Annotated in this window: 27 protein-coding genes; 16 read left to right on the plus strand and 11 right to left on the minus strand. The window is 67.6% G+C overall.

All coding sequences use genetic code 11. The features are described from left to right. Positions 1-29 precede the first annotated feature (29 nt). Complete coding sequence (locus G9473_RS07145; protein ID WP_291137741.1) at positions 30-266, minus strand: acyl carrier protein; 237 nt, start codon at positions 264-266, stop codon at positions 30-32. 264 nt (positions 267-530) lie between these two features. Here G9473_RS07145 and G9473_RS07150 point away from each other — a divergent pair, with 264 nt between their 5' ends. Beyond that, positions 531-965 (plus strand): DUF2383 domain-containing protein, encoded by a 435-nt coding sequence (locus G9473_RS07150; protein ID WP_291137744.1) that lies wholly within the window; start codon positions 531-533, stop codon positions 963-965. A gap of 139 nt (positions 966-1,104) precedes the next feature. Here the strand turns inward: G9473_RS07150 and aspS are convergent, their stop codons facing one another. Then, positions 1,105-2,898: an aspartate--tRNA ligase gene (gene aspS / locus G9473_RS07155; protein WP_291137747.1), complete on the minus strand. Its 1,794-nt coding sequence runs from the start codon at positions 2,896-2,898 to the stop codon at positions 1,105-1,107. Between the two features lie 198 nt (positions 2,899-3,096). On the opposite strand from aspS, the gene rnd reads away from it, so the two are divergent. The 4 genes from rnd to G9473_RS07175 all read left to right on the plus strand — a co-directional run bounded on the left by rnd (position 3,097) and on the right by G9473_RS07175 (position 5,904). Continuing rightward, on the plus strand, positions 3,097-4,299 hold the full coding sequence (rnd, locus tag G9473_RS07160) for a ribonuclease D (protein WP_291137751.1): 1,203 nt from the start codon (positions 3,097-3,099) through the stop codon (positions 4,297-4,299). Between the two features lie 13 nt (positions 4,300-4,312). Beyond that, positions 4,313-5,221 carry a hydrogen peroxide-inducible genes activator gene (locus G9473_RS07165; protein WP_291137754.1) on the plus strand — a complete coding sequence of 303 codons (909 nt, stop codon included), beginning with the start codon at positions 4,313-4,315 and terminating at the stop codon, positions 5,219-5,221. A gap of 9 nt (positions 5,222-5,230) precedes the next feature. Further along, positions 5,231-5,365 carry a hypothetical protein gene (locus G9473_RS07170; RefSeq protein ID WP_291137757.1) on the plus strand — a complete coding sequence of 45 codons (135 nt, stop codon included), beginning with the start codon at positions 5,231-5,233 and terminating at the stop codon, positions 5,363-5,365. A 122-nt stretch (positions 5,366-5,487) separates the two neighbouring features. Then, a complete protein-coding gene (locus G9473_RS07175) occupies positions 5,488-5,904 on the plus strand; it encodes a hypothetical protein (protein WP_291137760.1) in 417 nt (138 codons plus the stop codon). Positions 5,905-6,032: 128 nt separating this feature from the next. Here the strand turns inward: G9473_RS07175 and G9473_RS07180 are convergent, their stop codons facing one another. Continuing rightward, positions 6,033-6,740 carry a hypothetical protein gene (locus G9473_RS07180; RefSeq protein WP_291137763.1) on the minus strand — a complete coding sequence of 236 codons (708 nt, stop codon included), beginning with the start codon at positions 6,738-6,740 and terminating at the stop codon, positions 6,033-6,035. A 258-nt stretch (positions 6,741-6,998) separates the two neighbouring features. Between G9473_RS07180 and G9473_RS07185 the strand changes: the two genes are divergently transcribed. Beyond that, entirely contained in the window at positions 6,999-8,369 is a 1,371-nt protein-coding gene (locus G9473_RS07185; RefSeq protein WP_291137765.1) for a hypothetical protein, read from the plus strand. Positions 8,370-8,422: 53 nt separating this feature from the next. Continuing rightward, positions 8,423-8,632 carry a hypothetical protein gene (locus G9473_RS07190; RefSeq protein ID WP_291137768.1) on the plus strand — a complete coding sequence of 70 codons (210 nt, stop codon included), beginning with the start codon at positions 8,423-8,425 and terminating at the stop codon, positions 8,630-8,632. A gap of 28 nt (positions 8,633-8,660) precedes the next feature. Here G9473_RS07190 and G9473_RS07195 read toward each other — a convergent pair whose 3' ends face one another. Further along, positions 8,661-10,844 (minus strand): M3 family metallopeptidase, encoded by a 2,184-nt coding sequence (locus G9473_RS07195; RefSeq protein WP_291137771.1) that lies wholly within the window; start codon positions 10,842-10,844, stop codon positions 8,661-8,663. 275 nt (positions 10,845-11,119) lie between these two features. Here G9473_RS07195 and G9473_RS07200 point away from each other — a divergent pair, with 275 nt between their 5' ends. Beyond that, complete coding sequence (locus G9473_RS07200; protein WP_291137774.1) at positions 11,120-11,980, plus strand: hypothetical protein; 861 nt, start codon at positions 11,120-11,122, stop codon at positions 11,978-11,980. Continuing rightward, complete coding sequence (locus G9473_RS07205) at positions 11,977-12,855, plus strand: metallophosphoesterase (protein WP_291137776.1); 879 nt, start codon at positions 11,977-11,979, stop codon at positions 12,853-12,855. Before G9473_RS07200 ends, G9473_RS07205 begins: the two co-directional genes overlap by 4 nt. A gap of 3 nt (positions 12,856-12,858) precedes the next feature. On the opposite strand, the gene G9473_RS07210 is transcribed toward G9473_RS07205, so the two are convergent. From G9473_RS07210 to pgsA, 3 genes are all read right to left on the minus strand, one after another. Further along, entirely contained in the window at positions 12,859-13,608 is a 750-nt protein-coding gene (locus tag G9473_RS07210; RefSeq protein WP_291137779.1) for an SDR family NAD(P)-dependent oxidoreductase, read from the minus strand. Beyond that, positions 13,605-14,432 (minus strand): alpha/beta hydrolase, encoded by an 828-nt coding sequence (locus G9473_RS07215; RefSeq protein ID WP_291137782.1) that lies wholly within the window; start codon positions 14,430-14,432, stop codon positions 13,605-13,607. Before G9473_RS07215 ends, G9473_RS07210 begins: the two co-directional genes overlap by 4 nt. 105 nt (positions 14,433-14,537) lie before the next feature. Continuing rightward, positions 14,538-15,146, minus strand: a complete 609-nt coding sequence (gene pgsA, locus G9473_RS07220) for a CDP-diacylglycerol--glycerol-3-phosphate 3-phosphatidyltransferase (protein WP_291137785.1) — start codon at positions 15,144-15,146, stop codon at positions 14,538-14,540. A gap of 114 nt (positions 15,147-15,260) precedes the next feature. Here pgsA and G9473_RS07225 point away from each other — a divergent pair, with 114 nt between their 5' ends. Then, positions 15,261-16,634, plus strand: coding sequence for an MFS transporter (locus G9473_RS07225; protein WP_291137788.1), 1,374 nt, complete (start codon positions 15,261-15,263; stop codon positions 16,632-16,634). Positions 16,635-16,666: 32 nt separating this feature from the next. On the opposite strand, the gene G9473_RS07230 is transcribed toward G9473_RS07225, so the two are convergent. Then, on the minus strand, positions 16,667-16,939 hold the full coding sequence (locus tag G9473_RS07230; protein WP_291137791.1) for a hypothetical protein: 273 nt from the start codon (positions 16,937-16,939) through the stop codon (positions 16,667-16,669). 176 nt (positions 16,940-17,115) lie between these two features. Between G9473_RS07230 and G9473_RS07235 the strand changes: the two genes are divergently transcribed. Beyond that, positions 17,116-18,813, plus strand: a complete 1,698-nt coding sequence (locus G9473_RS07235; protein WP_291137794.1) for a thiamine pyrophosphate-dependent enzyme — start codon at positions 17,116-17,118, stop codon at positions 18,811-18,813. 63 nt (positions 18,814-18,876) lie between these two features. On the opposite strand, the gene G9473_RS07240 is transcribed toward G9473_RS07235, so the two are convergent. Together G9473_RS07240 and G9473_RS07245 are read right to left on the minus strand one after the other, a co-directional pair. Next, the gene (locus G9473_RS07240; protein ID WP_291137797.1) at positions 18,877-19,047 is read right to left on the minus strand and encodes a CsbD family protein; all 171 of its coding nucleotides are present in this window, start codon (positions 19,045-19,047) and stop codon (positions 18,877-18,879) included. 181 nt (positions 19,048-19,228) lie between these two features. Next, on the minus strand, positions 19,229-19,660 hold the full coding sequence (locus tag G9473_RS07245; protein WP_291137800.1) for an EVE domain-containing protein: 432 nt from the start codon (positions 19,658-19,660) through the stop codon (positions 19,229-19,231). A gap of 200 nt (positions 19,661-19,860) precedes the next feature. On the opposite strand from G9473_RS07245, the gene G9473_RS07250 reads away from it, so the two are divergent. The 5 genes from G9473_RS07250 (at position 19,861) to G9473_RS07270 (ending at position 25,322) form a co-directional block, all read left to right on the plus strand. After that, the gene (locus G9473_RS07250) at positions 19,861-21,654 is read left to right on the plus strand and encodes an EAL domain-containing protein (RefSeq protein ID WP_291137802.1); all 1,794 of its coding nucleotides are present in this window, start codon (positions 19,861-19,863) and stop codon (positions 21,652-21,654) included. A gap of 68 nt (positions 21,655-21,722) precedes the next feature. Continuing rightward, positions 21,723-22,556, plus strand: a complete 834-nt coding sequence (gene dapF / locus G9473_RS07255) for a diaminopimelate epimerase (RefSeq protein WP_291137805.1) — start codon at positions 21,723-21,725, stop codon at positions 22,554-22,556. Next, the gene (locus tag G9473_RS07260; protein ID WP_291137808.1) at positions 22,538-23,743 is read left to right on the plus strand and encodes a MiaB/RimO family radical SAM methylthiotransferase; all 1,206 of its coding nucleotides are present in this window, start codon (positions 22,538-22,540) and stop codon (positions 23,741-23,743) included. The genes dapF and G9473_RS07260 overlap by 19 nt, the downstream gene beginning before the upstream one ends. Beyond that, complete coding sequence (gene ftsY / locus G9473_RS07265; RefSeq protein WP_291137811.1) at positions 23,740-24,681, plus strand: signal recognition particle-docking protein FtsY; 942 nt, start codon at positions 23,740-23,742, stop codon at positions 24,679-24,681. Before G9473_RS07260 ends, ftsY begins: the two co-directional genes overlap by 4 nt. Further along, positions 24,681-25,322: an inner membrane-spanning protein YciB gene (locus tag G9473_RS07270; RefSeq protein WP_291137815.1), complete on the plus strand. Its 642-nt coding sequence runs from the start codon at positions 24,681-24,683 to the stop codon at positions 25,320-25,322. Before ftsY ends, G9473_RS07270 begins: the two co-directional genes overlap by 1 nt. 4 nt (positions 25,323-25,326) lie before the next feature. Here the strand turns inward: G9473_RS07270 and G9473_RS07275 are convergent, their stop codons facing one another. Beyond that, positions 25,327-25,818 carry an MgtC/SapB family protein gene (locus tag G9473_RS07275; RefSeq protein WP_291137818.1) on the minus strand — a complete coding sequence of 164 codons (492 nt, stop codon included), beginning with the start codon at positions 25,816-25,818 and terminating at the stop codon, positions 25,327-25,329. Positions 25,819-25,848 lie beyond the last annotated feature (30 nt).

Consider the following 25,848-nt stretch of genomic DNA (forward strand, 5'->3'; position numbering starts at 1 on the left):
GTCCAGCCGAGGGCAATCAGCCCCGGGAATTAACCCTTGTTTTCCTCGATATACTTGGTCGCATCGCCGACGGTCGAGATCTTCTCCGCCGCGTCGTCGGGGATTTCGACACCGAATTCCTCTTCGAAGGCCATGACCAGTTCGACGATGTCGAGGCTGTCGGCGCCGAGATCGTCGATGAAGCTCGCGTCCTGGGTGACCTTGTCGGCCTCGACGCCGAGATGCTCGACGACAATCTTCTGCACGCGGTCGGCAGTATCGCTCATGTGTGTCCCTCTTGTCTGGGGTTTTGCAAAAAATTCGCCCTCGGCCCTAGTCAACGCCGCTGGCAAGCGCAAGTGGTGATAGCGGCCTCGCCCTCGCGCCCCGGCCCTCCCCTTCCCGCTGCAGGATGGCAACGTTTCGCCGCGCGTCGCGTCCGGACTGGCCCGAAAGCCGGCGCGTGGCCGGAAAGCTATCGCACGCTCGCCGTTAAATCCCCGAAAACGCGGGCAAAACCCTGCCCCAGCGAAAAGGACGAGAGGACGCCGATGGCGAACCGGGAAACGCTGCAGGGCCTCACGCAGGCCACTTACGACACGCTCGAAGCCTATCGCCGCGCGCATGAGACGGCCCATACGGGCGCGCTCGAACGCACGCTCGAGCGGCGGATTTCCGAACGCACGCGCACCGTGAACCTGCTCAACGACGCGCTCGAAAAACAGGGCGGCGAGCGGGTCGACGATGCGAGCGCCTCGGCCCAGGCGGGCTATCTCGTCCAGGCGATCGGCGATGCCTTTCAGGACGGCGACGAGGCGGCCGCTCACCGGATCGAGAAAGCCGAAACCGATCTATGCGAACGCTACGAAAAGGCGCTGGCCGACGACACGCTCGAAACATCGACCCGCCACACGATCGAAGCCGCCGCGCGCGAGGTGCGCGAAGGCGAAAGCTTCAGCCACGTGCTCGAACGGCAATTCGGCTGAGGACAAAGGCAACCAAGCAGCGGGGCCAAGGCCCTTGATGAGGCACGGCCAGCCGTCCCGGGACAAGAAGAACGATAAAGCGAAACGCCTTCATGCGGGGCATCCGGCAGCAAGCCGGGTGCCCCTTTTTTCCTCGGCCTCAGTCGCCCGCGCCGGGCTTTTTCGGCGGCTCGACCACGCGGATCGAGAGTTCGCGCAGCTGCTTCGGCTCGGCCAGCGAAGGCGCGCCCATCATCAGGTCCTCGCCCTTCTGGTTCATCGGGAAGGCGATGACTTCGCGGATCGCTTCCTCGCCCGCGAGCAACATCACGATCCGGTCGATCCCCGGCGCGGAGCCGCCGTGCGGCGGCGCGCCCAGCTTGAACGCCTCGATCATGCCGCCGAAATTCGCGTCCACATCCGCGCGGCTGTAGCCCGCGATCTCGAACGCCTTGTACATGATCTCCGGCTTGTGGTTCCGGATCGCGCCCGAGGACAGCTCGTAGCCGTTGCACACGATGTCGTATTGCCACGCGAGGATCGAAAGCGGGTCTTGCGTTTCCAGCGCCTCCATCTCGCCCTGCGGCATCGAGAAGGGGTTGTGCGAAAAGTCGATTTTCTTCGCGTCCTCGTCCCATTCGTACATCGGAAAATCGACGATCCAGCAGAACTTGAAGCAGTCTTGCTCGATCAGGCCGAGCTGTTCACCCACCTGCGTGCGCGCGGCGCCTGCAAGCTTGGCGGCCTCGGCCTCCTTGCCCGCGGCGAAGAACAGCCCGTCGTCCGGGCCGAGGCCGAGCTCGTCGTAGAGCGCCTCCATCCGGTCGGGCCCATGGTTCTTGGCGATCGGTCCGCCGAATTCGCCGCCCTTGCGGGTGACGTAGCCAAGGCCCGCATAGCCTTCGGAGCGCGCCCAGTTGTTCATGTCGTCGAAGAACTTGCGGCTCTTGTCCGCCGTGTTCGGGGCAGGCACGACGCGCACAACGCCGCCGGAGCCGACGATCTTCTCGAACAGGCCGAAGCCCGACTGCTCGAAATGGCTGGTCACATCGGAAATTACGAGCGGGTTCCTGAGGTCCGGCTTGTCGGTCCCGTATTTCAGCATCGCCTCGGCATAGGGGATGCGCGGGAAGCTGCCCGCCGGGGTCACCGCCTTGCCGTCCGCGAATTCCTCGAACGTGCCCGCGAGCACCGGCTCCAATGCCTGGAACACGTCCTCCTGCGTGACGAAGCTCATCTCGAAATCGAGCTGGTAAAACTCGAGGCTGCGGTCGGCGCGCAGGTCCTCGTCGCGGAAGCAGGGCGCGATCTGGAAATAGCGGTCGAAGCCCGCCACCATCATCATCTGCTTGAACATCTGCGGCGCCTGCGGGAGCGCGTAGAACTTGCCCGGATGCATCCGGCTCGGCACGAGGAAGTCGCGCGCGCCTTCGGGGCTCGACGCGGTCAGGATCGGCGTCTGGAACTCGGTGAAGCCCTGTTCGACCATGCGCCGCCGGATGCTGGCGATCACTTGCGAACGCAGCATGATGTTGCGGTGCATCGTCTCGCGCCGCAGGTCGAGGAAGCGGTAGCGCAGGCGGATTTCCTCGGGGTAATCCGGCTCCTCGAAGACGGGCAGCGGCAGTTCCTCGGCCGCGCTCTGCACCGTGATGGAGCGGGCGAAGACCTCGATCTCGCCGGTCGGCAGGTTCGCGTTCACCGTCGCGGGCGTCCGCGCCTTCACCTCGCCGTCAATGGTCACGACCGATTCGGCGCGCAGGCGTTCGAGCACGGGGAGCGCGGGGCTGTCCTCGTCGGCGACGATCTGGGTGATGCCGTAATGGTCGCGCAGGTCCACGAACAGCACGCCGCCATGGTCGCGCTTGCGGTGGACCCAGCCCGACAGGCGGACCGTCTCGCCGACGTTTTCGGCAGAAAGCTGTGCGCAAGTGTGGGAACGATAGGCGTGCATCTAAACTCTTGTCCTGTTCGAGAGTAAGGCGCTAAGGGCGCGGCCAGCATATGGCGCGCAGGGTCGAAAGGCCCCAAGCGGATATGCGCGCGCTAACAGGCGAAGCCCGGCTCTTTGTCAAGTCGCACGCAGCCTCTCCACAAGGGACCGGCAAGGCCCCGAGGGCGGTACTCCGCCCAACCAACATAATCGAGCGACATGAAGATACACGACCTCATCACCACGACCGAAGCCCTCACCGAATTGTGCGAGCGGCTTGCGAAATCCGATTTCGTCGCGGTCGATACCGAATTCATGCGCGAGAACACCTATTGGCCGGAATTGTGCCTGGTGCAGATCGCCAACACCGAAGAAGCCGCCGCGATCGACCCGCTCGCGCCCGGCATCGACCTTTCCCCCCTGCTCGACCTGATGTGCGACAACGAGGACGTGCTCAAGGTCTTCCACGCCGGCGGGCAGGATGTCGAGATCATCGTCAACCTCACCGGAAAGACCCCGCATCCCATTTTCGACACGCAGGTCGCGATGATGGCGATCAGCCAGTCCGAACAGATCGGCTATGCCAATCTCGTCGAGACCTGGCTCAATATCCAGATCGACAAGGGCGCGCGCTTCACCGACTGGTCCCGCCGCCCGCTGACCGACCGCCAGATCGAATACGCCATCGGGGACGTGACGCACCTCTCCAAGATCTTCCCCAAGATCCTCAAGAAGCTGATCAAGACCGAGCGCGGCGTGTGGCTCGATGCGGAGATGGAGAAACTCTCCGATCCTTCCAACTACCTGATCGACCCCGACGCCGCGTGGAAGCGCATCCGCTCTCCGGGGCGCAATCCGCAGGTGCTGGGTCGCCTGAAGGCGCTCGCCGCGTGGCGCGAGGGCGAGGCGCAGCACAAGAACATCCCGCGCGGGCGGATCATGCGCGACGAAACGCTCGCCGACATCGCCTCGCATCCGCCCAAGAAACAGGCCGATCTCGCCAAGGTGCGAGGGCTGTCGGCGGCGTGGAAGGACAACGACATCGGCAAGCGCATGATGAAGGTGATCGCCGAGGCAGAGCCGCTGCCGAAAGAGGAAATGCCCGAAAAGATGAAGCGCGGCGCGCCGCTGGGGCGCGAGGGCGCGCTGGTGGCGGACCTTCTGAAGCTGCTCCTGAAAATCCGCGCGCGCGAAATCGACGTCGCCGCGCGCCTGCTGACCCGTGCCGACGAGATGGAAGCGCTGGCGGCGGGCGTGCGCGATCTCAATGTGCTGAAGGGCTGGCGCTACGAGGTGTTCGGCAAGGACGCGCTCGACCTCGTCGAAGGCAAGCTCGCCTTCGCGGTCGAAAAGGGCAAGCTCAAGATGACCCATATCGACGAGATGCGCGGCGCCATGGAAGACGCGCTGGCCGCCGAATGAGCGCGCTGCATCGATGAGCACCTATCTGCCCACGATCAAGCAGCTGCAATATCTCGTCGCGCTGCACGAACAGGGCCATTTCGGGCGCGCGGCGGAAAGCTGCTTCGTCTCGCAATCGACCCTGTCGGCGGGGGTGCGCGAGCTCGAATCGCTGCTCGGCGTGACGCTGGTCGAACGCTCGCGCCGGGTGGTGCGCTTCACCGCGCTGGGCGAGCAGGTGGTGGCCAAGGCCCAGCGCCTGCTGCGCGAGGCGGAGGAACTCTCAGATCTCGTCCAGGCCGCGGGCAAGCCCCTGTCGGGCCAGCTTCGCATGAGCGTCATCCCGACGATCGCCCCCTTCATCCTCCCGCGCCTGCTCCCACGGCTCAAGCGCGAACGGCCCGAACTCGAACTGATGCTGCGCGAGGAGACCAGCCAGGACGCGCTGCTCAGCCTCCAGCACGGGCGGGTCGATTGCGTGCTGCTTGCGCTCCCCTTCGACACCGGCGAGGTCGAGGTCGAGCACATCGCCGACGACCGGCTCTATGTCGCCTTTCCCAAGGACGACCCGCGCGATCCCCCGCAGGAAATCCCGCCGGAGATGATCGACCCGATGATCTCCTCCGGACGCCTGCTGCTGCTCGAGGACGGGCACTGCCTGCGCGAACACGCGCTCGCCGCGTGCAACCGCAGCGAATTGCGCGCGAGCGCGAGCATGATCGGCACCAGCCTGCACACGCTGGTGCAGATGGTCGACAACGACCTTGGCCTCACCCTGCTTCCCGAAATGGCAATCGAGGCGGGCATCCTGCGCGGAACCGACGTCGTCGCGCGCCCCGTCGAGGGCGACAGCGCCAAGCGCGAAATCGCGCTGGTGTGGCGGCGCAATTCGCCGCGCGAGGCCGATTTCCGCCTGCTGGCCGAAGAATTGCGGGCGGGCTGAGGCGCAGGGATGAAACACCTCTCCCCCCCGGCTGCGTTTGTGCTCGTGTGGCTTTTCGTCTGGCTGGTGTTCGACAACCTCGCGCTCGGCCTCATCTTCGGCCTTCTCGCTGCCGGAGCCGCGGCGAAGGCATCGCGCGGATAGGCCCGCCGCGCGCTCTCCGGGCGGGAAGGCATCGGGTGCAGGCGGCATTCATCGCGCCTAGGCAATCCTGACGCGCAGGGGAGCGAAAGCCCGCGCAGCCAGGCGAAGGAGGGATGACCGCCATGTCCTGCATTCAACGCCCCGCTCGGCTTGGCCTGGCCCCGCTCGCCGCGCTCGCCATGGCAGGCCCGCTTGCGGCCGACCCGCCGCCGACGCGCGTGATCGTGACGCCCGCTCCGACCGAAAGCGACGCGCCGCCGCCCGCCGCCTCGCCCGCGCGAAAGGCGCGGACATCGCGCTTCGAGAGGGCACGCGCGAACCTGCTTGCGATCGAGCAGGGACGCCTCTCGCTCGGCGAGCTGACGCGGCAGGACTTGCGCGACGTGATCGAACTCGAGCGCATTCTGAGGGACGACCGGAAGCCGGTCACGACCCATGAAGAGCAATGCATCGCCATGGAGGTCCGCCGCGAAGGCGGCCGCCCGAGCCGCCTCGCATGGCACGCGATCCGGCTGAAATGCCGCGAGATCGGCGGGTGACGAGGGAGCCTCCCGGCGGCACGGGGGGCGCGTAGCGGATCGCTGGCCGAGGCCGCGACGGCGCGCGATGCGCCGGACCGGGCCGGGGGCAGTGACCGCGCAAGGACGCGACGCAATGACGGCGCGGATTACTTTTTCTTGCGGCCCTTGCCCTTGCCCTTTTCGTCATCGTCGTCGTCATCATCGTCGTCGTCATCGTCGTCGTCATCGTCATCATCGTCGTCGTCGTCGTCATCGTCGTCGTCATCGTCATCGTCGTCGTCGTCATCGTCGTCGCCTCCCCCGGAGCCGCCACCCGAGCCACCGCCGGAACCGCCTCCCGATCCGCCGCCCGCGCCCCTATCGTCGTCATCGTCGTCGCGGTCGTCGTCATCGTCGTCGCGGTCGTCGTCATCGTCATCGCGGTCGTCATCGCGGTCGTCGTCGCGGTCGTCATCGCGGTCGTCGTCGTCGCGATCGCGGTCATCGTCGTCACGGTCGTCATCGGAATCGCCGTCGCCCGAATCCGAGCCGCCATCGCCGGAACCGTCGCCGCCCGAACCATCGCCCGCGCCGTCACCCGAGCCGCCGCCGGACCCGCCGCCGGAGCCGCCGCCCGGAGCCGAACCGCCGCCACCGCCCGAGCCCGAGCCCGAGCCCGAGCCCGAGCCCGAGCCGCTGCGTTTGCCGTTGGCAAGGTGCGAATCCACCTCGGAAAACGTATCCGCCGTCCCGTCGCCGAGCACGGCGAGCGCCCCGACCGAGCCCGCCGCGAACAGCGCAATGAACAATCCGTATTCCATCGCCGACGCCCCCGCGGTGTCGGCAAGGAGGAGTTTCCCGGTTTTCTTTACCATTGAGCGACCTCGTTTTGCTGGCCGCGTGATGCCGGGCGGAGATAAACAATTTACGAATAGGACAGCGTTAATTTTCAATGGCCGGGCGCGCTAGGAGGCCGAAGCGCCCCCGACGCGCCGGCAGGCAGGTAGAATCCCCTGCCCCTGCCCCAACGCCGCGGAAATGATGAATCGCGCATTATCCATTGCACACCGACCGGGCGCCTCCTTGCGGCCCCGACCGCGCCGGCCACAGGCCACGGGCAAAACGGAGCGATCATGCGCAATCTCTGGCTTTCCTTCTTCCTCGGCCGTTCCTCCTCCGGCCCCGGCCCCTCTCCCGGCACACCCTCCCCCTGCGCGAGCGAAGCGAGCGCCCCCTCCTCCCCTGCCGCGCCCGCCCCGCGGGCCGGGCGGGCCGAGGCGCTCGGCGGCGATCTCGACGAGGTGATGGGTGCGCTCGCCCGCGCGCGCGCCGATGCCGGGGGGCTGGCGCGCACGATTGCCGAACTCGAAACCGACGCCGCACGCGTGCCCGCGCTCACCGAAGAACGCGACGATCTCGCCCGGAAGCTGGAAGAGCGCGAACGCGCCCTCGCCACGGCCGAAGCGAAGGGCGAGGAACTCGCCCGCGACCTCGCCCGTGCGCGCGAGGAACTGGCGCGCAGCGAAAGCCGGCTCGACGCGGCGATGCGCGAGCGCGGCGGGTTCCTGCGCGAAGCGGAAGAAGGGCGCGAACGCATCCGCGCGCTCGGCGAAACGATCGAACGCCTGACCCGCGCGGGCGAGGCCGCCGAGGCCGTGCGCGAGAAAAGCGAGATCGAGATCGCCGGGCTGCGCACCGCGCTCGGCGAACGCGAAAAGGCGCTCGAGGAAGCGCGTAATGCGCTCGCCGAAGCGCGGATCGCGGCGCAGCAGGGCGCGCAGGCGCTCGCGCAGGAACAGCGGGACAGCGCCGAAAAGGCGCGCCGGATCGGCGAATTGTCGGACAGTCTCGCCGCCGCGCAGCGCCGCGAGGACGAGCTCGCAGAGGCGAACGACACCCTGCGCGAGGAGACCCGCACGCTCGAGCTGGCGCGCGCCGATCTCGCCATCGCGCTCGAGACGAAAGCCTATGCGCTGACCGGCGAATTGTCGCAGGAACGCGGCGGCCACGAGGTCACGCGCCGCCTGCTCGACGAAACGCGCGACGATGCCCGCGCGCTCGCGGAGGAGAACCGCAACCTCAAGGAACAATCGGTCGCGATGGCGCGCGAGGCGGAGCAGATGAAGCTCGAACTCGGCTCGATGCGCAGCGCGATCCGCGACTACGGCGACCGGCTGGGCGAGGCGAACCGCCGCTTCTCCGGAGCGCAGGACGAGAACGCGCGGCTCGAAACCGCGCTTGCCGAGGCGCGCAAGGATGCCCGCGCGGCGAACCGCAAGGCCGAACGCCTCGCCAGAGCCGAGCGCGAGAACGACGAATTGCACGAAAAGCTGCGCGCCCTGCAGGAAAGCCTCGCCCATGCGCGCGGCGCGGGCCGCGAGGCGGACGGCGGGCCGGACAGAGGGGAAGCGGGCAGCGAGCCCAAGCTCATCGCCTTCCCCGCGCCCGGCGCGGCGCAGGAAAAGGTCACGCTCTCCGCCGCGCGAGAGCGCGGGCGGGCATAGGCCGCAGGTTTTCCCTGCCGCGCCGGTCCCCGGCTGGCGAAGAGCCTTGGCTCATGGCACAGGATGCCCGCGAGGAGGCCGAAGCCATGGACCCACGCAGCAAACTGATGAAGGTCGCGAGCATCGCCATTGTCATCGGCAGCACGGCCGCGGCGATCCTGAATTCCACGGCCGGCGGCAGTGTCTTCCCCTATGCCCTCATGGCCGTCGCCTTCTCGGTGGGCATGGTTGTCGACAGCCGGCGAGAGCGGCGCGCGGAATAGATCCGCGCGCCACCCTCGCCCCGCCGGTTTACGAGCCCTCGACGCTGCGCGGCGGGAGCTTGCCGTCGCTGGCTTCGCTGTCCGCCGCCTCGTCGCCGCCGACGAGCCCGCGCGCTTCGAGCATCGGCTGGACGTCCGGCTCTCGGCCCGCGAAGTTCTCGTACATCACGAAATAGTCCATCGTGCCCCCGCGGCTCAGCACGGTGTCGCGGTAATGCTGGCCGTTTTCGCGGGTCAGCCCGCCGTTCTCGCGGAACCACTTGCGGCTGTCGCGGTCGAGCATTTCGGTCCACAAATAGCTGTAATAGCCCGCCGAATAGCCTGCGGGGCTGCTGAAGATGTGGTTGAAATAGGTCGAGCGGTAGCGCGGCGGCACGAGGTCGATTTCGAGCCCCAGTTCCTCCAGCGACCTGCGTTCGAAGGCGGATACCTTCTGAGGCGTGTCGATCGCGGCGGCTTCCTGCGGCGACAGGGCCGCCCATTTCATGTCGAGCAGGGCGGCTTCGACGACCTCGCCGAAATCATAGCCCTGGTTGAATTTCGAGGCTTCCTCGATCTTCTCGACCATCGCCATCGGGATCGTCTCGCCGGTCTTGTAGTGCTTGGCGTAGTTCTGCAGCACTTCCGGCCAGGTCGCCCACATCTCGTGGACCTGGCTCGGATATTCGACGAAATCGCGCGCGGTCGCCGTGCCCGAGATGCTCTCATAGCGCTGGTCCGCGAACAGGCCGTGCAGCGCATGGCCGAATTCGTGGAACATGGTGTTCACATCGTCGAAGCTGACGAGCTGCACCTCGCCTTCGGGCGCCTTGGGGATGTTGAGCACGTTGTATATGACCGGCTTCGTCCCCCACAGGTGCGACTGGTCGACGAAATTGCTCATCCACGCCCCGCCGCGCTTGGATTCGCGCTGGTAGGGGTCGAAATAGAACAGGCCGAGCTCGGACCCGTCCTCCTCGAACACGGTGTAGACCGACACGTCGGGGTGGTAGACGGGGATGTCGCTGCGCTTTTCGAACGACAGGCCGTAGAGCCGGTTCGCCATGTAGAACACGCCGTCTTCGAGCACGCGGTCGATCTGGAAATATTCCATCACCGCGTCCTCATCGAGGTCGTAGCGGTCGGCCTTGACCTTGTTGGCGTAGCGATACCAATCCCAGGGCTTGACCTCGAAATTGCCGCCTTCGGCCGCAATCGCCTCGTTCAGCATTTCCGCCTCGCGGCGCTGGGTCGCGGCGAGTGCGGGGACCATCTGCTCCATGAAGCCGAGCGCGGTCGCGGGGGTTTTCGCCATGCGGTCGTACATGGTGTAGCTCGCCCAGTCCTCTTGCCCAAAAAGCGCTGCCTTTTCAGCGCGAAGGCGCGCGATCTTCGCAAGCAGTGTGCGCGTGTCGTGGGCCTGCTCGGTCCCGTCGGCGCGGTGGTAGCTCTGCATGAACAGCGCCTCGCGCGTCGCCCGGTTCTCGAGGCTCGGCAGAAGCGGCTGCTGCGTCGTGTTCTGCAGCGCGATGGCATACTTGCCCGGCATACCCTTTTCCGCGGCGAGGTCGGCGGCGGCGCGGATGTCGGCCTCGGACAGCCCGGCCAGTTCCTCGGCGCTGTCGACGATCAGCGGCTGGTCGTTGGTCGCCGCGCGGACCTTCTGGCTGAATTCGGTCGTCAGCGTCGAAAGCTCGGTGTTGATCGCCTTCACCCGCTCGCGCTCGGCATCGGTCAGCAGCGCGCCGGCGTGGACCATGTCGTTGTAGGTCTCTTCGAGAAGGCGCGCGTCCTCGACCGTCATGCTCATGGCGGCGCGGTTGTCGTAGACCGCCTTCACGCGGGCGAAGAGGTCGGGGTCGAGCAGGATCGAATCCGAATGGGCCGACAGCTTGGGGCTGATCTCGGTGTTGATTTCATCGAGCCGGTCGGTCGTGTTCGCACCCGTAAGCGCGAAAAAGACGCGGCTCACCCGGCCCAGCATCCGACCCGACTTTTCGAGCGCGACGATGGTGTTCTCGAACGTCGGGGGCGCGGGATTGTCGATGATCGCGCGCACTTCGGCTTTCTGGATCGCCATGCCCTGCTCGAAAGCGGGGATGTAGTCGTCCTCGGAAATCTTCGTGAAATCCGGCGCGAGGAAGGGGAGCGTCGAATCCGAAGCGAAATAGCCCGTGCCTTCGGGGATTTCGGCGGCGGTTTCGACAGCGGGGCTGGCTGCGGTTTCGGTCATTCTCTCTCCGGACGTGGCAAGGGCGCTTCCCGCGACCAGCGCGGCGGCCGAAACGGACAGGGTAAGACGGGTAAGCATCGGGGCCAATGTGCGGGCCTTCATAAAACGTATCTCTCTCTTTTTTCGTGACTTGCGCGCGCCGGGTGGCCGGTCGCGGCATCTGCGACACCTTTTAGGGCGCGCGACTTGAACAGGGGATTGCCGCGAATTGCAAGCCGCCGCTAGCGAGCGCGAGGATGCCCGGAACGCTGGCGCGCGCGGCGCGTCGTTAGGGCATGGACACGAGCGCGCCCCCTTTCCTGATCGTCAACAGCGCGAGCGGCAGCTTCACCGAGCAGGCGGTCGAGGCGGTGCGCGCCGCTCTAGCCGGCGGGGACGGCGACGGGGCGCGGGTGCGGACTTTCGACTGCCGCGCGGACGAATTGCCGGGGCGCGCGGCGCTGGAAAGCGCGGGCGCGACGCGCCTCGCCATATTCGCGGGCGACGGGACGATTTCGCGCCACCTCGTCCGGCTCGAGGCCGAAGGCTGGGACGGCGCGGTGCTGCCCCTGCCCGGCGGCACGCAGAACCTTCTTTCCACCGCCATGTTCGGCCAGCTTTCCGCGACCGAGATCGCCGCCATGTTCGCAAAAGGCACGCTGGTCGAAACGCGCCGCCACTGCCTGCGCTGCGAAGGCCACACCGCGCTTGCCGAAATCCTGTGCGGACCCGGGGCGCGCTGGGCCGACGTGCGCGAGGAACTGCGCGCGCGCGAAATGGGCGAGGCGGCGGCGAAGTCGCTCGACATCACGCGCGAGGCGGCTTCGGGCGCGCTGGTGCGGCTGGCCCGGCCTGCGGGCGGGCGCGCGGAAGGCTATCCGGGCCTGCATTTCTCGCTTCCCGACGGGGCGATGGTCGCGCGCGGATACCGGATGGAGAACCTCGGCGACTGGGTGCGGCAGGGCTGGGCCATGGCGACGCGCGATTTCCGCGAGGGGCCGTATGACGAACTCGGCACGATGGACGAAGCGCAGGTGGAGGCAGTCGAGGGCGGCGCAATAGACCTGATGATCGACGGCGAGCTCGCGCGCGCGGGCGCGGCGATCACGATAAGGCGCGAGCCTTTCGGCCTCTCCTTCATGGGACTGCCGGCATGAGCGATACCTCAAGGACCGACGGGCGCACCCGCCTGCTCTTCCACCTGTCCGACATCCATTTCGGCCTGGAGGACAATCTCGCGCTCGACTGGGTGAAGCGCGAAATCGCCCAGCGCCGCCCCGACGCGGTCGCGATCACCGGCGACCTGACGATGCGCGCGCGCCACCGCGAATTCAACGCCGCGATCCACTGGATCACGGCGCTGGACGTGCCGGTGACGGTCGAGGTCGGCAATCACGATATGCCCTATTTCAACCCTCTCGAACGGTTCCTCAAACCCTACAAGCGGTTCAAGGGCATGGCGGCGCTGATCGAGAAGGAAATCGACATGAACGGCCTCGTCATCGTGCCCTTGAAGACCGCGGTGCGCGCCCAGCCGCGCTTCAACTGGTCGAAGGGCTGGGTGACGGACCGCGCGCTCGACAAGTGCCTCGCCGCGCTCGACGCCCTGCCCGAAGGCTGCCGCGCGCTGGTCGCGGTCCATCACCCCCTGCGCGAGGTCGGGACCGAAGGCACCGCGCTCACCAAGAACGGCGGCAAGGCATTGGCGGAGCTGGCGAAGCGCCCGGTCGAGGCGGTCATCAGCGGGCACGTCCACGACCCCTTCGACATCATGGAGGAGACGACCTGCGGCCCGGTCCGCATGATCGGGGCGGGCACGCTGTCGAAACGCACCCGTTCGACCCCGCCCAGTTTCAACGAGATCCGCTGGGACGGTGAAAAGCTTACCGTGCGCGCGCGCAATCTGGAGGAGGTGGACACGCGCGATATGCAGATCGACGACGTGCCCGAGGACGCGCGCCCACCGCGCGATCCGGGCGATCCGGTCGCACCGGTGCGGCAGGTTCCGCGAGTCGATCCGCCGGTGCGCTAGGGGTCAGGCCGTGCGGCCCCCGTCGACCGGGATGACCGCTCCGGTCAGGAAAGCGGGCGCCTCGCGCAGCAACCAGTCGACCAGGTCCGCGATCTCGCTCATCTCGCCAAAGCGCTGGACCGGGGTGGCCTGCCGCAGGCTCTCGAACAGGTCGGGCATATTGGCTTCGAAAGCGCGGAATTTCTCGGTCGCGATGATCCCCGGCGCGATGGCGTTGATGACGATCCCCGCATCGGCATAGTCGAGCGCGGCGGACTTGGTGAGGCCGATGAGCCCCCATTTGGCCGCGGCGTAGTCGGCCATCGCCTTCGTCCCGCGCAGCCCGCCGGTCGAGGCGGTGTTGACGATCCGCCCGCCCCCGCGCTCCAGCATCAGCGGGATTTCGCGCGCCATGAGGTGAAACACCGCAGTGAGATTGACCGCAAGGGTCGCATCCCACCGCTCGGCCGGGGTTTCGTGCAAGGGGGCATCGCCCAGCGTGTCGCCGAGATTGTTGAACGCCCCGTCGAGCCGCCCGTGATCCGCCGCGATCTGCTCGACGAGCGCGGCGACGCTGGCGGGATCGGTCCCGTCGAACACCGCCGCTTCGGCCGAGCCGCCGCCGGCGCGGATGTCCTCCACGAGCGCTTCGAGCGGTTCGGCCCGGCGCGCGGCGACGATGACATGGCCCTCGCCCCGCCCCAGCTTGAGCGCAGTCTCGCGGCCCATGCCGCTGCTTGCCCCTGCGACGAGGAAGACGGGGGTTTCGGTCATTCAAGAGTCTCCAGGAAGGCGGATATGGCGGCGGCCTTGGCGGCGGGCGAGGCGCAGTCCGTCGCCAGCCGCGCGTGCGGGACGAGCCGGGCGACTTCGGCACTCGCCGGGTCGAGCGCGCTGGCGCTGTCGGCGAGCACCAGCACCGGCAGGTCGAGCCGGGCGAGCGCGGCGCGTACATCGTGGCGGAAGACGGCTTCGTAAGGCAGATGGTAGGTGTCGAGATTGGCGAGCACTTCGAGCGCGAGGTCGTGCAGAACGCGCGGGTCGAGATCGCCGCCTGCGCGGATGTGGGCGGCATCCTTGCGGTAATGGGGGAAGAAGATCATCTGGTCGCGGATGAACTGGAAGGCCCAGGGGAACTGGCTGCCGGTCTCGTCAGGGGCCTTGCGCGGGGCGTAGAGTTCGAGGAATTCGGCGCGCATCGCCTCGTCCAGCAGCGCCACCCCGTCGAGCACCAGCGCCGCCACCGCTTCCGGCCGGGCGAGCGCCCATTCGATCGCGATATGCGCGCCGGTATGCGTGCCGTAGAGCGCGACGCGCGGCTTTCCCAGCGCATCGGCGGCCCGCGCGAGCATGGCGGCGAAATCGCCCATCTCGGGCTCGGGCATGGCCGGCGCGCAGGACTGGCCGTTGGCGGGCGTGTCGAAGGCGATGCATTCGCGCGCCGGGCCGAGCGCTTCCATCAGCGAGACGAGCGAGCGCGAGGACGAAGGCGAGGCGTGGAGCAGGACCAGCGGCGGATCGCTCTCCCCGCCCGGCGCGCTGCGGCGCAGGTGGACCTGCCCTTCGGCGATGTCGGCATAGGCTTTGGCGATGGACACGGCGCTCCCCCTTGGTGCGGCCCGAAAGCTAGGCAAGCGCGCGCGCACCGCCATGCCGGGCCCGCGCGGCTGACCGCTGTGCGAGGAGGAAAGCGCGCGGCGCGCTCAATCCATGTGCTTGAGGCCCACCCGCAGGTAGTCCCACCCCGTCACCAGCGTCAGCACGGCGGCCGCCCACAGGGTCGTGAGGCCGGTCACGTGGAGCCAGCTTTCCGCCACGCTCTTGCAGCCCTCGCCCATCGCCTGGCACGGCTGGCCGTGGACCGCCCCGCCCAGGATCAGCGCGGCGAGGCTGACGAGCTGGAACGCGGTCTTCCACTTGGCGAGCCGCGAGACGGGCACGGACACCTGCAGCCCGCCGAGAAATTCGCGCAGGCCCGATACCGCGATCTCGCGGATCAGGATGATGAGCCCCGCGATGACGTGGAAATCGCCCACGTAAGGCCCCCTCAGGAACCCCTGCGCGGTCAGGATCAGGATGACCGCGGCGACCATGATCTTGTCCGCGATCGGGTCGAGGAAGGTGCCGAGCTTCGAGACCGTCCCCTGCGCCCGTGCGAGATAGCCGTCGAGGTAATCCGTCAGCGCGATCAGGCAGTAGACGAAAAAGCCCGCAAGATAGCCCAGCGCCCAGTCGGGCCACCACAGCAGGAACCCCAGAAGCGGCACGGCGAGAATCCGGCTAAGCGTCAGGATATTGGGCAGCGTGAGCATCGTTCCCCCGCCTTAGCGCGCGCATCGCCCGCACAAAAGCCGAAAGGGTGCTCTTGTGAAGACTTGCCTGTGCGCTATGGGGGGACGCGGGGATACCCACGAAGCGCCGAACGGATGACGACAGCCACGCACCTTTTGCGCACCAGGCGCTTTTTCCCGATGTTCGCGACTCAGTTCCTGAACGCGTTCAACGACAATCTCTACAAGACGACGATGCTGCTCTTCGTCGTCTATGCGGTCTACAACGACCCGGCGACCGAGACGCTGTTTTCCGGCATCGCCTCGGCGGTCTTCATCCTGCCCTTCGTCGTCATCTCGGGAATTTCGGGCCAGCTTGCCGATATGCGCTGCAAGGCGCGGATCATCCGCACCGTGAAGCTGTGCGAGATCGGCATCATGAGCCTCGGCGCACTCGGGCTCTACATGGCGTGGAGCGGGTGGGATCTTGCGCTGTTCGTGCCGCTGGGCGTCATCGACATCGACACGCGCGCATCGATCGTCATCCTCCTGTTCGTGCTGCTGCTTGCCGGGTGCCAGTCGACCTTCCTCGCGCCGATCAAATACGCGATCCTGCCGCAGCACCTGAAAAAGGAGGAGGTTCTCGCGGGCACGGGCCTCGTCGAGGCGGGCACTTACGTCGCCATCCTGCTCGGCACGATCCTCGCCGGGCCCTTGGCGGTCGAGCATACCGAATGGGCGGCGGGCGGCATCGTGCTGACCGCGCTGGTCGGCTATGCCGTCAGCCGGCAGGTTCCCGATGCGCCCGCGCAGGGACGCGTCGAGCCGATCGACTGGAACCTGTGGCGCTCCTCGATCGACATCATAAAGGGGTCGATGGAAGACCGCCCGGTTTGGTACGCCATCATCGCGATCAGCTTTTTCTGGACCATCGGCGCGGTGCTGTTCATCCAGTTCCCGCCGCTCGCCAAGAACACGCTCGCCGCCAGTCCCGAGGTCGCGAGCCTGTTCCTCGTCATGTTCTCGGTCGGCATCGCGCTGGGTTCGGTCAGCATCAACGCCCTGCTGAAAGGCGCGGTCTCGGCCCGTTTCGCGCCGGTCAGCGTGGTCCTGATGGGCGGCTGCGTGATCGCCTTCTACCTGCTGGTGAAGAACTGGAACGGCACGACCGATGCCGGGCTGCTGGGCATCACCGCCTTCCTCGCCCAGCCGCTCGCCGTGCCGCTGCTGATCGCGCTGCTCGGCATCGCGGTGATGGGGGGGATGTTCGTCGTGCCGCTCTACGCCTTTCTCACCACGCGGGTCGCGGGCGACAAGGCAGCGCGGGTGATCGCGGCCAACAACATCGTCAATTCGGCCGCGATGGTCGGCGGCTCGCTTTTGTCGGTGGTGCTGACGGGGCTGGGCGTCGAGGCGGTCGAACAGGTCCTGCTGGCCGCCGCGATGAGCGTGATTTCGGCGTGGCTCGGGCGGATGCTCTACCGGGTCGAGCGCGAAGAAATGGCGGGCGCGGCGGGCCTTGCGGGTTAGGACGCGCGGGTTAGGACTCGCGGGTTAGCCGCTCACAGGATGAAAGCCAGCACCGCCGCCGTCACCGTGACATAGGTGCTGGCGAAACCGCGCACGTCATCGCGGGTGAGATCCCACAGCCTTTCGGCCGGAATGTCGATGAGGTCGGCGCGCAGGTGCGGCGGCAGGGTCGAGCGATAGGGGTGGCGCGCGCCCTCGTCGGTCAGGACCAGCGCCCGGCGCTCGCGCCCCGTTTCCGCCCCCCGCGCGCGCTCCCCGCGCCGGGGGACGCGAACGAGGTCGGCCGTGAGACTCGCGTATGCCATGGAGCGAAGAGTTAAGACTTTCTTAACGCCTTGTCACACCCCTCTGCCGCACCTGTCGCACGGCGGGACAGCCACCCGTGCGGCGGGAGCGGCGGGTGCGATTGCGGGGCGCGGGCGGGCGGGCTAAGCGCGGCTGGCGAAGTGGGGGCAGAGGGGGCAAAAGGAGAGGGACACGAATGGCCGAGACGACGAAACGCGCCGCCGACCTGCTGGTCGAATGCCTTGCCCAGCAGGGCACGGACCGCATCTTCACCGTGCCGGGGGAGAGCTTTCTCGCCGTGCTCGACGCGCTGCACGCCGATGAACGGGGCGGCAACTATGGGGGCGCCGGCGCGATCGAGACCGTCACCTGCCGCCAGGAAGGCGGGGCGGCTTTCATGGCCGCAGCCGACGGGGCGCTGACCGGGCGGCCCGGGATCGCTTTCGTCACCCGCGGCCCCGGCGCGACCAATGCCAGCATCGGCGTCCATGTCGCGCATCAGGATTCGCAGCCCATGGTGCTGTTCGTCGGCGACGTGGCGCGCGGAATGCAGGGGCGCGAAGGCTTTCAGGAAGTCGATTTCCCCGCCTTCTTCGCGCCGATTGCCAAGTGGGCCGCGCGGATCGACGATCCCGCGCGCATCCCCGAATATGTCGCGCGCGCCTTTTCGGTGGCGATTTCCGGGAGGCCCGGCCCGGTCGTGCTGGCGCTCCCCGAGGATATGCTGTGCGACGAGGTAAGTGCCGCCATCGCGCCTCGCCCGCGCGTCGAGCGCCCGACGCAGGCCGCCTGTCCCGACGCGATGCAGGCGCTGGTCGGGCTTCTGGCCGATGCGGCCTCCCCCATCGCGATCGTCGGCGGGGCGGGCTGGAACCGCAAGGCGCGGCATTGCTTCCAGTCCTTCGCCGAGCGGATCGGGCTTCCGGTCGCGACCGCCTTTCGCCGGCAGGACGCGATCCCCGCCTCCTCGCCGGTCTATGCGGGCTCGCTGGGCTATGGCCCCAACCCCAAGCTGGTCGAGCGGGTGCGGAACGCCGACCTGATCCTCGCGGTCGGCGCGCGGCTGGGCGAGGCGACGACCGAGAGCTACACCGTGCCTTCGCCCGAGCATCCCGGGCAGGTGCTCATCCACGTCCATCCCGATCCGGAGGAACTGGGCCGGGTCTATCGCACCGACCTTGCCCTGTGCTGCGCCATGGACGAATTCGCGGAGAGCGCCGCGCTTTGGGAGGATGCGAGCATCATCCCCTTCGATGCGGGCGCGCAGGCGAACCGCGAATGGCGCGAATGGGCGACGCACGAGGCGAAGCCGGGCGCGCCCGCGCTCGACATGGGAGCCTGCGTGACGCTGATGCGCGCCGGGCTGCCGCACGAGACGATCCTGTGCAACGGCGCGGGCAATTTCGCCGGGTGGTTCCACCGCTACTGGCGCTACGAGGGATACCCCGCGCAGCTTGCTCCGACCTGCGGCGCGATGGGCTACGGTGTGCCTGCGGGCGTGGCCGCGGCGCTGCGCTTTCCGGGCCGCCCGGTGGTCGCGGTCGCGGGCGACGGGGATTTCCTGATGAACGGACAGGAACTCGCCACCGCCGCGCAGGCCGGCGCGAACCTCCTAGTGGTGGTGGTCGACAACGGCGCCTACGGCACGATCCGGATGCACCAGGAGCGCGAATATCCCGGCCGCGTCTCGGCCACACGCCTCGCCAATCCCGATTTCGCCAAGCTCGCCGAAGCCTATGGCGCATGGGCCGCGCGCGCGGAGACGACCGACGAATTCGCCGCCGCCTTCGCCGAAGCGAAGGACCGCGACGGCCTGCGCCTCATCCATGCGGTGATCGATGTCGAGCAGCTCGCCGCGAGCGGGGCGACGGTGAGCGGCCTGCGCAACCGCTGATGCGAAAAGGGCCGCCCCCGGCGTGCGGGAGCGGCCCTTTCGTGTCTTCAAGCGGCGTCAGGCTCAGACGTCGTTGCCCATCCTGCCCTTGACCTCGCCCTTGGCCTGCTGGGCCTTGCCCTTGGCCTCGTCCTCGCGCCCTTCGGCGCGGGTTTCCGGGTCGTTCGATTCCTGCTTGGCCTTGCCGGCCGCTTCGTTGACATTGCCTTTCACTTTATCGGTGAGTTCACCCATTGTGCGTCCTCCATTGATGTGGTCAAGCCAATGAAATTACTGGCCTTTCACCCGATCAATGGACCGCAGGCGCAATCCGTTCCGCAACGCCTCGCCCAGCGCGCCGAGCCGTGGCGAAGCCGCGACGGTGGCCCCAAGCCAACTCCAACCAGCCCCCCGCAGGGGCCCCCTCAAGCCTCTCTCACCCTTGCGGCCCCTTCGCCATTTCGCGGATGATCTCCCATTCCTGAGGCGTGATCTCGGCCACCGACAGGCGCGAGAGGCGCACCAGTTCGCACTCCGCAAGGCGCGGGTCGGCCTTGATCTGCTTGAGCGTCACGGGATGCTCGAACTTCTCCTTCGCGCGGACCTTGACCGCGGCCCACTTGCCCGTCTCGTCGGTCGGATCGGTGATCCCGGCGACCGTCACCTCGCAGATGCCGACGATCTCCAGCCCCTCGCGCGAGTGGTAGAAGAACGCCTCGTCCCCCACTTCCATCGCCGCGAGGTTGTTCTTCGCCCGGTGGTTGCGCACCCCGTCCCACACGCCCTCGCCCTCCGCGACGAGATCGTCCCAGCTGTATTTGAACGGCTCGGATTTCATCAGCCAGTACCTGCGCGCCTGTTGCGCCATGAAGCTCTCCCTCGGTCGAAAAGGTGTCGGGCACAAACCCGGCGGCAGGACGCCGCCCGCGTCCCTCTGCCAGAGCCCGCCGCAACGAGGCAAGGGGGCGCGAATTAACGCGATCTTTAGCCTCCCGCCCGCATAAAGGCGAGGTTCCGGCCCGGCTCCGGCCAGTCCGGCAGAACAGGGGCGCACGAGAAGCAACCGGCATGACCGCATCGCAAGGACCAATCACTTCACCAGAGACCCGTGCGCCCGAGGAACGCGCGCAACGCGACATCGTAGCACTCGGCATCGCGACCGCGGCGATCCTGCTGTTCATCGCCACCGGCGGGGTGGTCGTGCCCGACACCTTCTGGGCGCTGATGGGCGTCGGCGGCGGGGCCGACCCACTGCTTGTCACCGCGCTGCTGCTCAACATCGCGCTGATCGTCTTCGCCTGGCGCCGCTACCGCGAGCTAACCCAGGAAATCCACGAACGCCGCCGGGCCGAGGCTCAGGCGCGCGAGCTGGCCGAGCGCGACCCGCTCACCGGGTGCCTCAACCGCCGCAGCATGGGCGAAGTCACCGAAGCGCTCCGCCTGCGCGCCGAAAGCCGCGGGCAGGCGGTCGCCTACGGCATGATCGACCTCGACAATTTCAAGCAGGTCAACGATATGCACGGCCACAAGGCGGGCGACGAGGTGCTCGTCCAGTTCGCCGAACGGATGCGCGACGTCCTGCCCAAGAGCGCCCGTTTCGCCCGGCTCGGCGGGGACGAATTCGCTTTCGTCACGCCCTATGACCCGGCCCGGCGCGAACGCATCGACGATCTCGCCATCCGCCTGTTCGAAGGGCTCGCCCTGCCATTCCGGCTCGACGGGGTGACGCTCGAGGTGACGATGTCGGTCGGCCTTGCGAGCGACCATTGCCCGGAAGGCGGGGAGCCGCTCACCGCGACCGGAGATACCCTGCTCCACCGCGCCGACATCGCGATGTACCAGGCCAAGAAGCAGGGCAAGAACCGCTTTTTCTGGTTCGAGCCGAGCATGGAAAACGAGCTGCGGTTCCGCAACGAGCTCGAAACCGGCATCCGCCGCGGCCTGACCAAGGGCGAATTCGTGCCCTTCTACGAACAGCAGGTCGATCTCGAAACGGGCGAGCTCGTCGGATTCGAAATGCTCGCGCGCTGGCGCTCGCCCACTCTCGGCCTCGTCAGCCCGGAAATCTTCATCCCCGTGGCCGAGGAAATCGGCGTGATCGGCGAGATGTCCGAACAGCTCATGCGCCAGGCGTTCACCGATGCGCGCGACTGGGACGAGGCGCTGACGCTGTCGATCAACATCTCCCCGCTCCAGCTGCGCGACCCGTGGTTCGCGCAGAAGCTGCTCAAGCTCCTCGTCGAATACAATTTCCCCGCGCACCGGCTGGAAATCGAAATCACCGAATCCTGCCTGCACGAGAATATCGGCCTCGTGCGGACCATGATCACCAGCCTGCGCAATCAGGGGGTCAAGGTCAGCCTCGACGATTTCGGGACCGGCTATTCGAGCCTCGAACAGCTCCGCTCGCTTCCCTTCGACCGGCTGAAGATCGACCGTTCCTTCATCAAGGATCTTACCGAGAACGGGGGCAAGAGCCGCATCGTCGATGCGATCGTCTCCTTGGGGCGGGGTCTGGAAATGCCGATCACCGCCGAGGGGATCGAACGCGAGGACATCCTCGCCGCGCTGAAGAAGATGGGCGAATTCAACGGCCAGGGCTATCTCTACGGCCGCCCCGAAACCGCCGAGCAGGTGCGCGAACGGCTCGGCCTTGCCGGGCGGCTGGCGGGCAGGCGCGAGACGCCGACGATCCCGGTGGACCTGCCCGATCTCAAGGCGCTTGCCGGGCGCGCGGCGGCTGCGGCGCAAGAGGCCGAGGCCGGCGGCATGAAGGCGGGCGACAAGGGGGCAAGCGGCACACACCCCGGCGGGACCGCGCTCGACGGCGGGCCGATCCTGCCGCGCCGCGCCGGGCGCTGATCCACCGCTCTCCTGCCGGGCGCTCTCCACTGGACGTAGCCCCGCCCCGTGCATAGATGCGCAAAGCGATGCGCATTCCCTTCACCAAGATGCACGGGCTCGGCAATGATTTCGTCGTGCTCGATGGCCGCGAAAGCCCGCTTCCGGCGATGACCGGCGCGGTGGCGCGCGCGCTCGCCGACCGGCGCGAAGGGATCGGCTGCGACCAGGTGATCGTGCTCGAGCCGTCCGCAAATCCCGCTTCGGGGGGCGATTTCCGGATGCGGATCTTCAATTCCGACGGCAGCGAGGTCGAGGCCTGCGGCAACGCGTCGCGCGCGGTCGCCCTGCTTCACGGAGCGCCTGCAAGGGTCGAAACGGCGGGCGGGCTGATCGCGGTCGAGCCGGGCGACAAGGGCGCGAGCGTGCTGATGGGCGAGCCGCGCTTCGACTGGGAGGCGATCCCGCTCGCCTATGCGATGGACACGAGCGCGATGCCGGTCGGCTGGCCGACGGAAGACGGCGCGCTCGAAAACCCGATGGCGGTCAATATCGGCAATCCGCACGTGGTGTTCTTCGTGGAGGATGCGCTGGCGGTCGACCTTGCCGAACTGGGTCCTAGAATCGAGAACGACCCGCTGTTTCCCGAACGCGTCAACGTCAATGTCGCGAGCGCCATGGGGCCGGATGAATTCGTGCTGCGCGTGTGGGAGCGCGGCGCGGGGCTGACCCATGCCTGCGGGACCGGCGCCTGCGCCACCGCCGTCGCGGCGATCCGCAAGGGGCTTGCGGGTCCGCGCGTGCGCGTGCTCCAGCGCGGCGGTCCGCTCACGATCGAATGGGCCGCGGGGCAGCAGATCCGCATGACCGGCCCGGCCGCGCCCGTGTTCAGCGGAACGTTCGAATGGGACGATTTCGCGTGAAGGGGCCGGAAATCCTCTCGCCCGAGGTTATCTCATTGGGCTGCCGCCTCAACATCGCGGAAAGCGAGGCGATCCGCGCGATGCTGGGTGAGGGCGAAGACCTCGTCATCGTCAATTCCTGCTCGGTCACGAACGAGGCGGTGCGAAACACCCGCCAGGCGATCCGCCGCGCCCGGCGCGAGAGGCCCGATGCGCGGCTGGTTGTGACCGGCTGTGCGGCGGAGACCGAGCGCGACGAAATCGCCGCCATGCCCGAAGTCGACGGGATCGTGGCCAATGCGGCGAAGCTCGATGCGCGAAGCTGGAACGCGCCGCTTGCCGAAGCGCCGCCGCCGCCGCGCCGCACCCGCGCCTTCATCGGGGTGCAGAACGGATGCGACCATTCGTGCACCTTCTGCTCGATCCCCGCAGGGCGCGGGAAGAGCCGCTCGCTGATCATCCCCGAGGTGCTGCGCGCGGTTGAAGGACATATTCTTGCGGGGGCTAAGGAAATTGTCTTCACCGGTGTCGATCTGACAAGCTGGGGACAGGATATTTCCAACTCGCCCCGTCTCGGTGCACTGATCGAGGCCACCCTGAATGAATTTCGCGAACTAAGGAGGGTTAGGCTTTCCTCTCTCGACGGGGTGGAAATAGACGAGGTGCTGTTCGAGCTTCTGGCGGGCGAGCAGCGGGTGATGCCGCACGTCCACCTCTCGCTCCAGCACGGCGCGGACCTGATCCTCAAGCGCATGAAACGGCGGCACAGCAGGGCCGACGCGGTGGACCTCGTCGCCCGGCTGAAGGCGCGGCGGCCGGAAATCGCGGTGGGCGCGGACCTCATCGCGGGCTTCCCGACCGAAACGCACGCGCACCACGCGGACAACCTGTCGATCATCGAGGAAGCGGACATCGTCCACGGCCACGTCTTCCCCTTCTCCCCGCGCGACGGCACACCCGCCGCCCGGATGCCGCAGCACGCGCGCACGACGATCAAGGCCCGCGCCGTCGAATTGCGCGCCGCCGTCGCCCGCCGCCGCGAGGCCTGGCTGGAAAGCCTTGTGGGCGAAACCCTCCCCGTCCTCGCCGAGCGTGACGGCACGGGCTATGCCCCCAACTACGCCCGGGTGAAGCTGCCCGAAGGCACCGCGCCGGGCGCAATCGTGCCGGTCACGGCGTCCGCAATCGAACAAGGAATGCTGCGATGAGCAATGGGGAAACCGACGCGAGAGCAAGCTGGAGCGAGCGGCTGCTCGGCGGCTTTCGCAAGACCTCCGACCGGCTCGCGACCAATCTCACCGGGCTCGCTGCGGGCGGCAGGCTCGACGAGGGGACGCTCGACGACATCGAGGACGCGCTGATCGTCTCCGACCTCGGCCCCGCCGCCGCCGGGCGCATCCGAGCGAAGCTCGCCGAGAGGCGCTTCGGCGACACGATCACGCAGGCCGAGCTGAAGGAAGCGGTCGCCGCCGAAATCGCCGAAATCCTGCGCCCCGTTGCGAAACCGCTCGAAATCACCGCCTTTCCGCGCCCGCAGGTGATTCTCGTGATCGGGGTCAACGGCAGCGGCAAGACGACGACCATCGCCAAGCTCGCGCACCTCTTCATGGAGGACGATTACGGCGTGCTGCTGGCCGCGGGCGACACCTTCCGCGCCGCCGCCATCGGCCAGCTCGCGACCTGGGCGGAGCGCGCCGGGGTCGACATCGTCAAGGGGCCCGAAGGCGGCGATCCGGCGAGCATCGTCTACGACGCGGTGAAACAGGCGACCGACACCGGCATCGACGCGCTGATCGTCGACACCGCAGGCCGCCTCCAGAACAAGCGCGAGCTGATGGACGAACTGGCGAAGATCCGCCGCGTGCTCGGCCGCCTCAACCCCGAAGCCCCGCACGACGTGGTGCTGGTGCTCGATGCGACCAACGGGCAGAATGCATTGTCGCAGATCGATGTGTTCAAGGAGGTGGCGGGCGTGACCGGCCTCATCATGACCAAATTGGACGGCACCGCGCGCGGCGGCGTGCTGGTTGCCGCGGCCGAGCAATACGGGCTTCCCATCCACGCGATCGGCGTGGGCGAGAAGATGGAGGACCTGCGCCCCTTCGACCCCGACCTCGTCGCGCGCGTCATCGCGGGGGTGGCGTGATGGCCGGAGAGAAGAAGGCAGGCTCGGGCTGGCTCAACGTCGCGGTCGATTACGGGCCGCTGGTGGTGTTCCTCGCGGTCTATCGCCTGTCCGCGCCCGAAGAGCCGGGCCTCGGCGACATCATCGCGATCGTCTACGGCACGGGCGCCTTCATGGTCGCCGCCGTGGTCGCGCTGCTTGTTTCGAAATTCCTGCTCGGCAAGGTCTCGCCGATGCTGTGGTTCTCGACCGCGCTGATCGTCGGCTTCGGCGCGCTCACCATCTGGTTCCAGGACGAGAAGTTCATCCAGCTCAAACCCACGATCATCTACGCCGTCTTCGGCGTCGCCCTGATCGGCGGCTGGCTGGCGGGGCGCGCGTTGCTGAAAATCCTGCTCGAAGCCGCTTTCGAGGGGCTGTCCGACGAAGGCTGGCTGAAGCTTTCGCGCAACTGGGGGTTCTTCTTCCTGCTGCTCGCCGGGCTCAACGAGGTGCTGGTGGCGACGATGGATTTCGAAGGCTGGCTGTGGGCGAAGCTGTGGGTGTTCCTGCCGCTCACTTTCCTGTTCACCTTCGCCAATATCCCGATGCTGATGAAGCACGGGCTGTCCATCGACGATGCCGACGAGGTGCTCAAGGACGAGCCGCCGACCGGGGGGTGAGCGACTAGTCGTCAGCTTCCCGATCGTGGTCCCCGTTCGAGGGATCGTAGCGCCCGATAAAGGGGCCGCTCAGCACCAGCACGGCGAAGATCGGCAGCGCGATCAGCCCCGCCAGCCAGAGCGAGCCGATCCCGCACACGATCCCGATCGCCCCCGCGCCCCAGATCGCTGCGGCCGAGCCTGCCCCTTGCACGAAGTTCTTCTCGCGGAACATCGCGCCCGCCCCGAGAAAACCGATGCCGGTGACGACGCCCTCGAAGGTTCGCGTGGGATCGACGACGAGCTGTTCGTCGAAAGTCTTGTGCACAAGTTCGAGCGAGGCGATCGACAGGCCGCAGGCCGCCACGGAGATGATGACGAAGGGGCGGAAATCGATCGGCTTTTTCCGGATGAAGCGTTCGAGCCCGATCACCAGCGGCAGCACGATCGCACAACCCATGCGCAGCGCCGCCTCGGTCCACGAGATGTGTTCGGGAGAGAAAGTGCCCGGTTCCATGGATAATGAAACGCGCGAACGAGGGGGCGG

It is taken from the genome of Erythrobacter sp., assembly GCF_011765465.1.
Taxonomy (GTDB): Bacteria; Pseudomonadota; Alphaproteobacteria; order Sphingomonadales; family Sphingomonadaceae; genus Erythrobacter.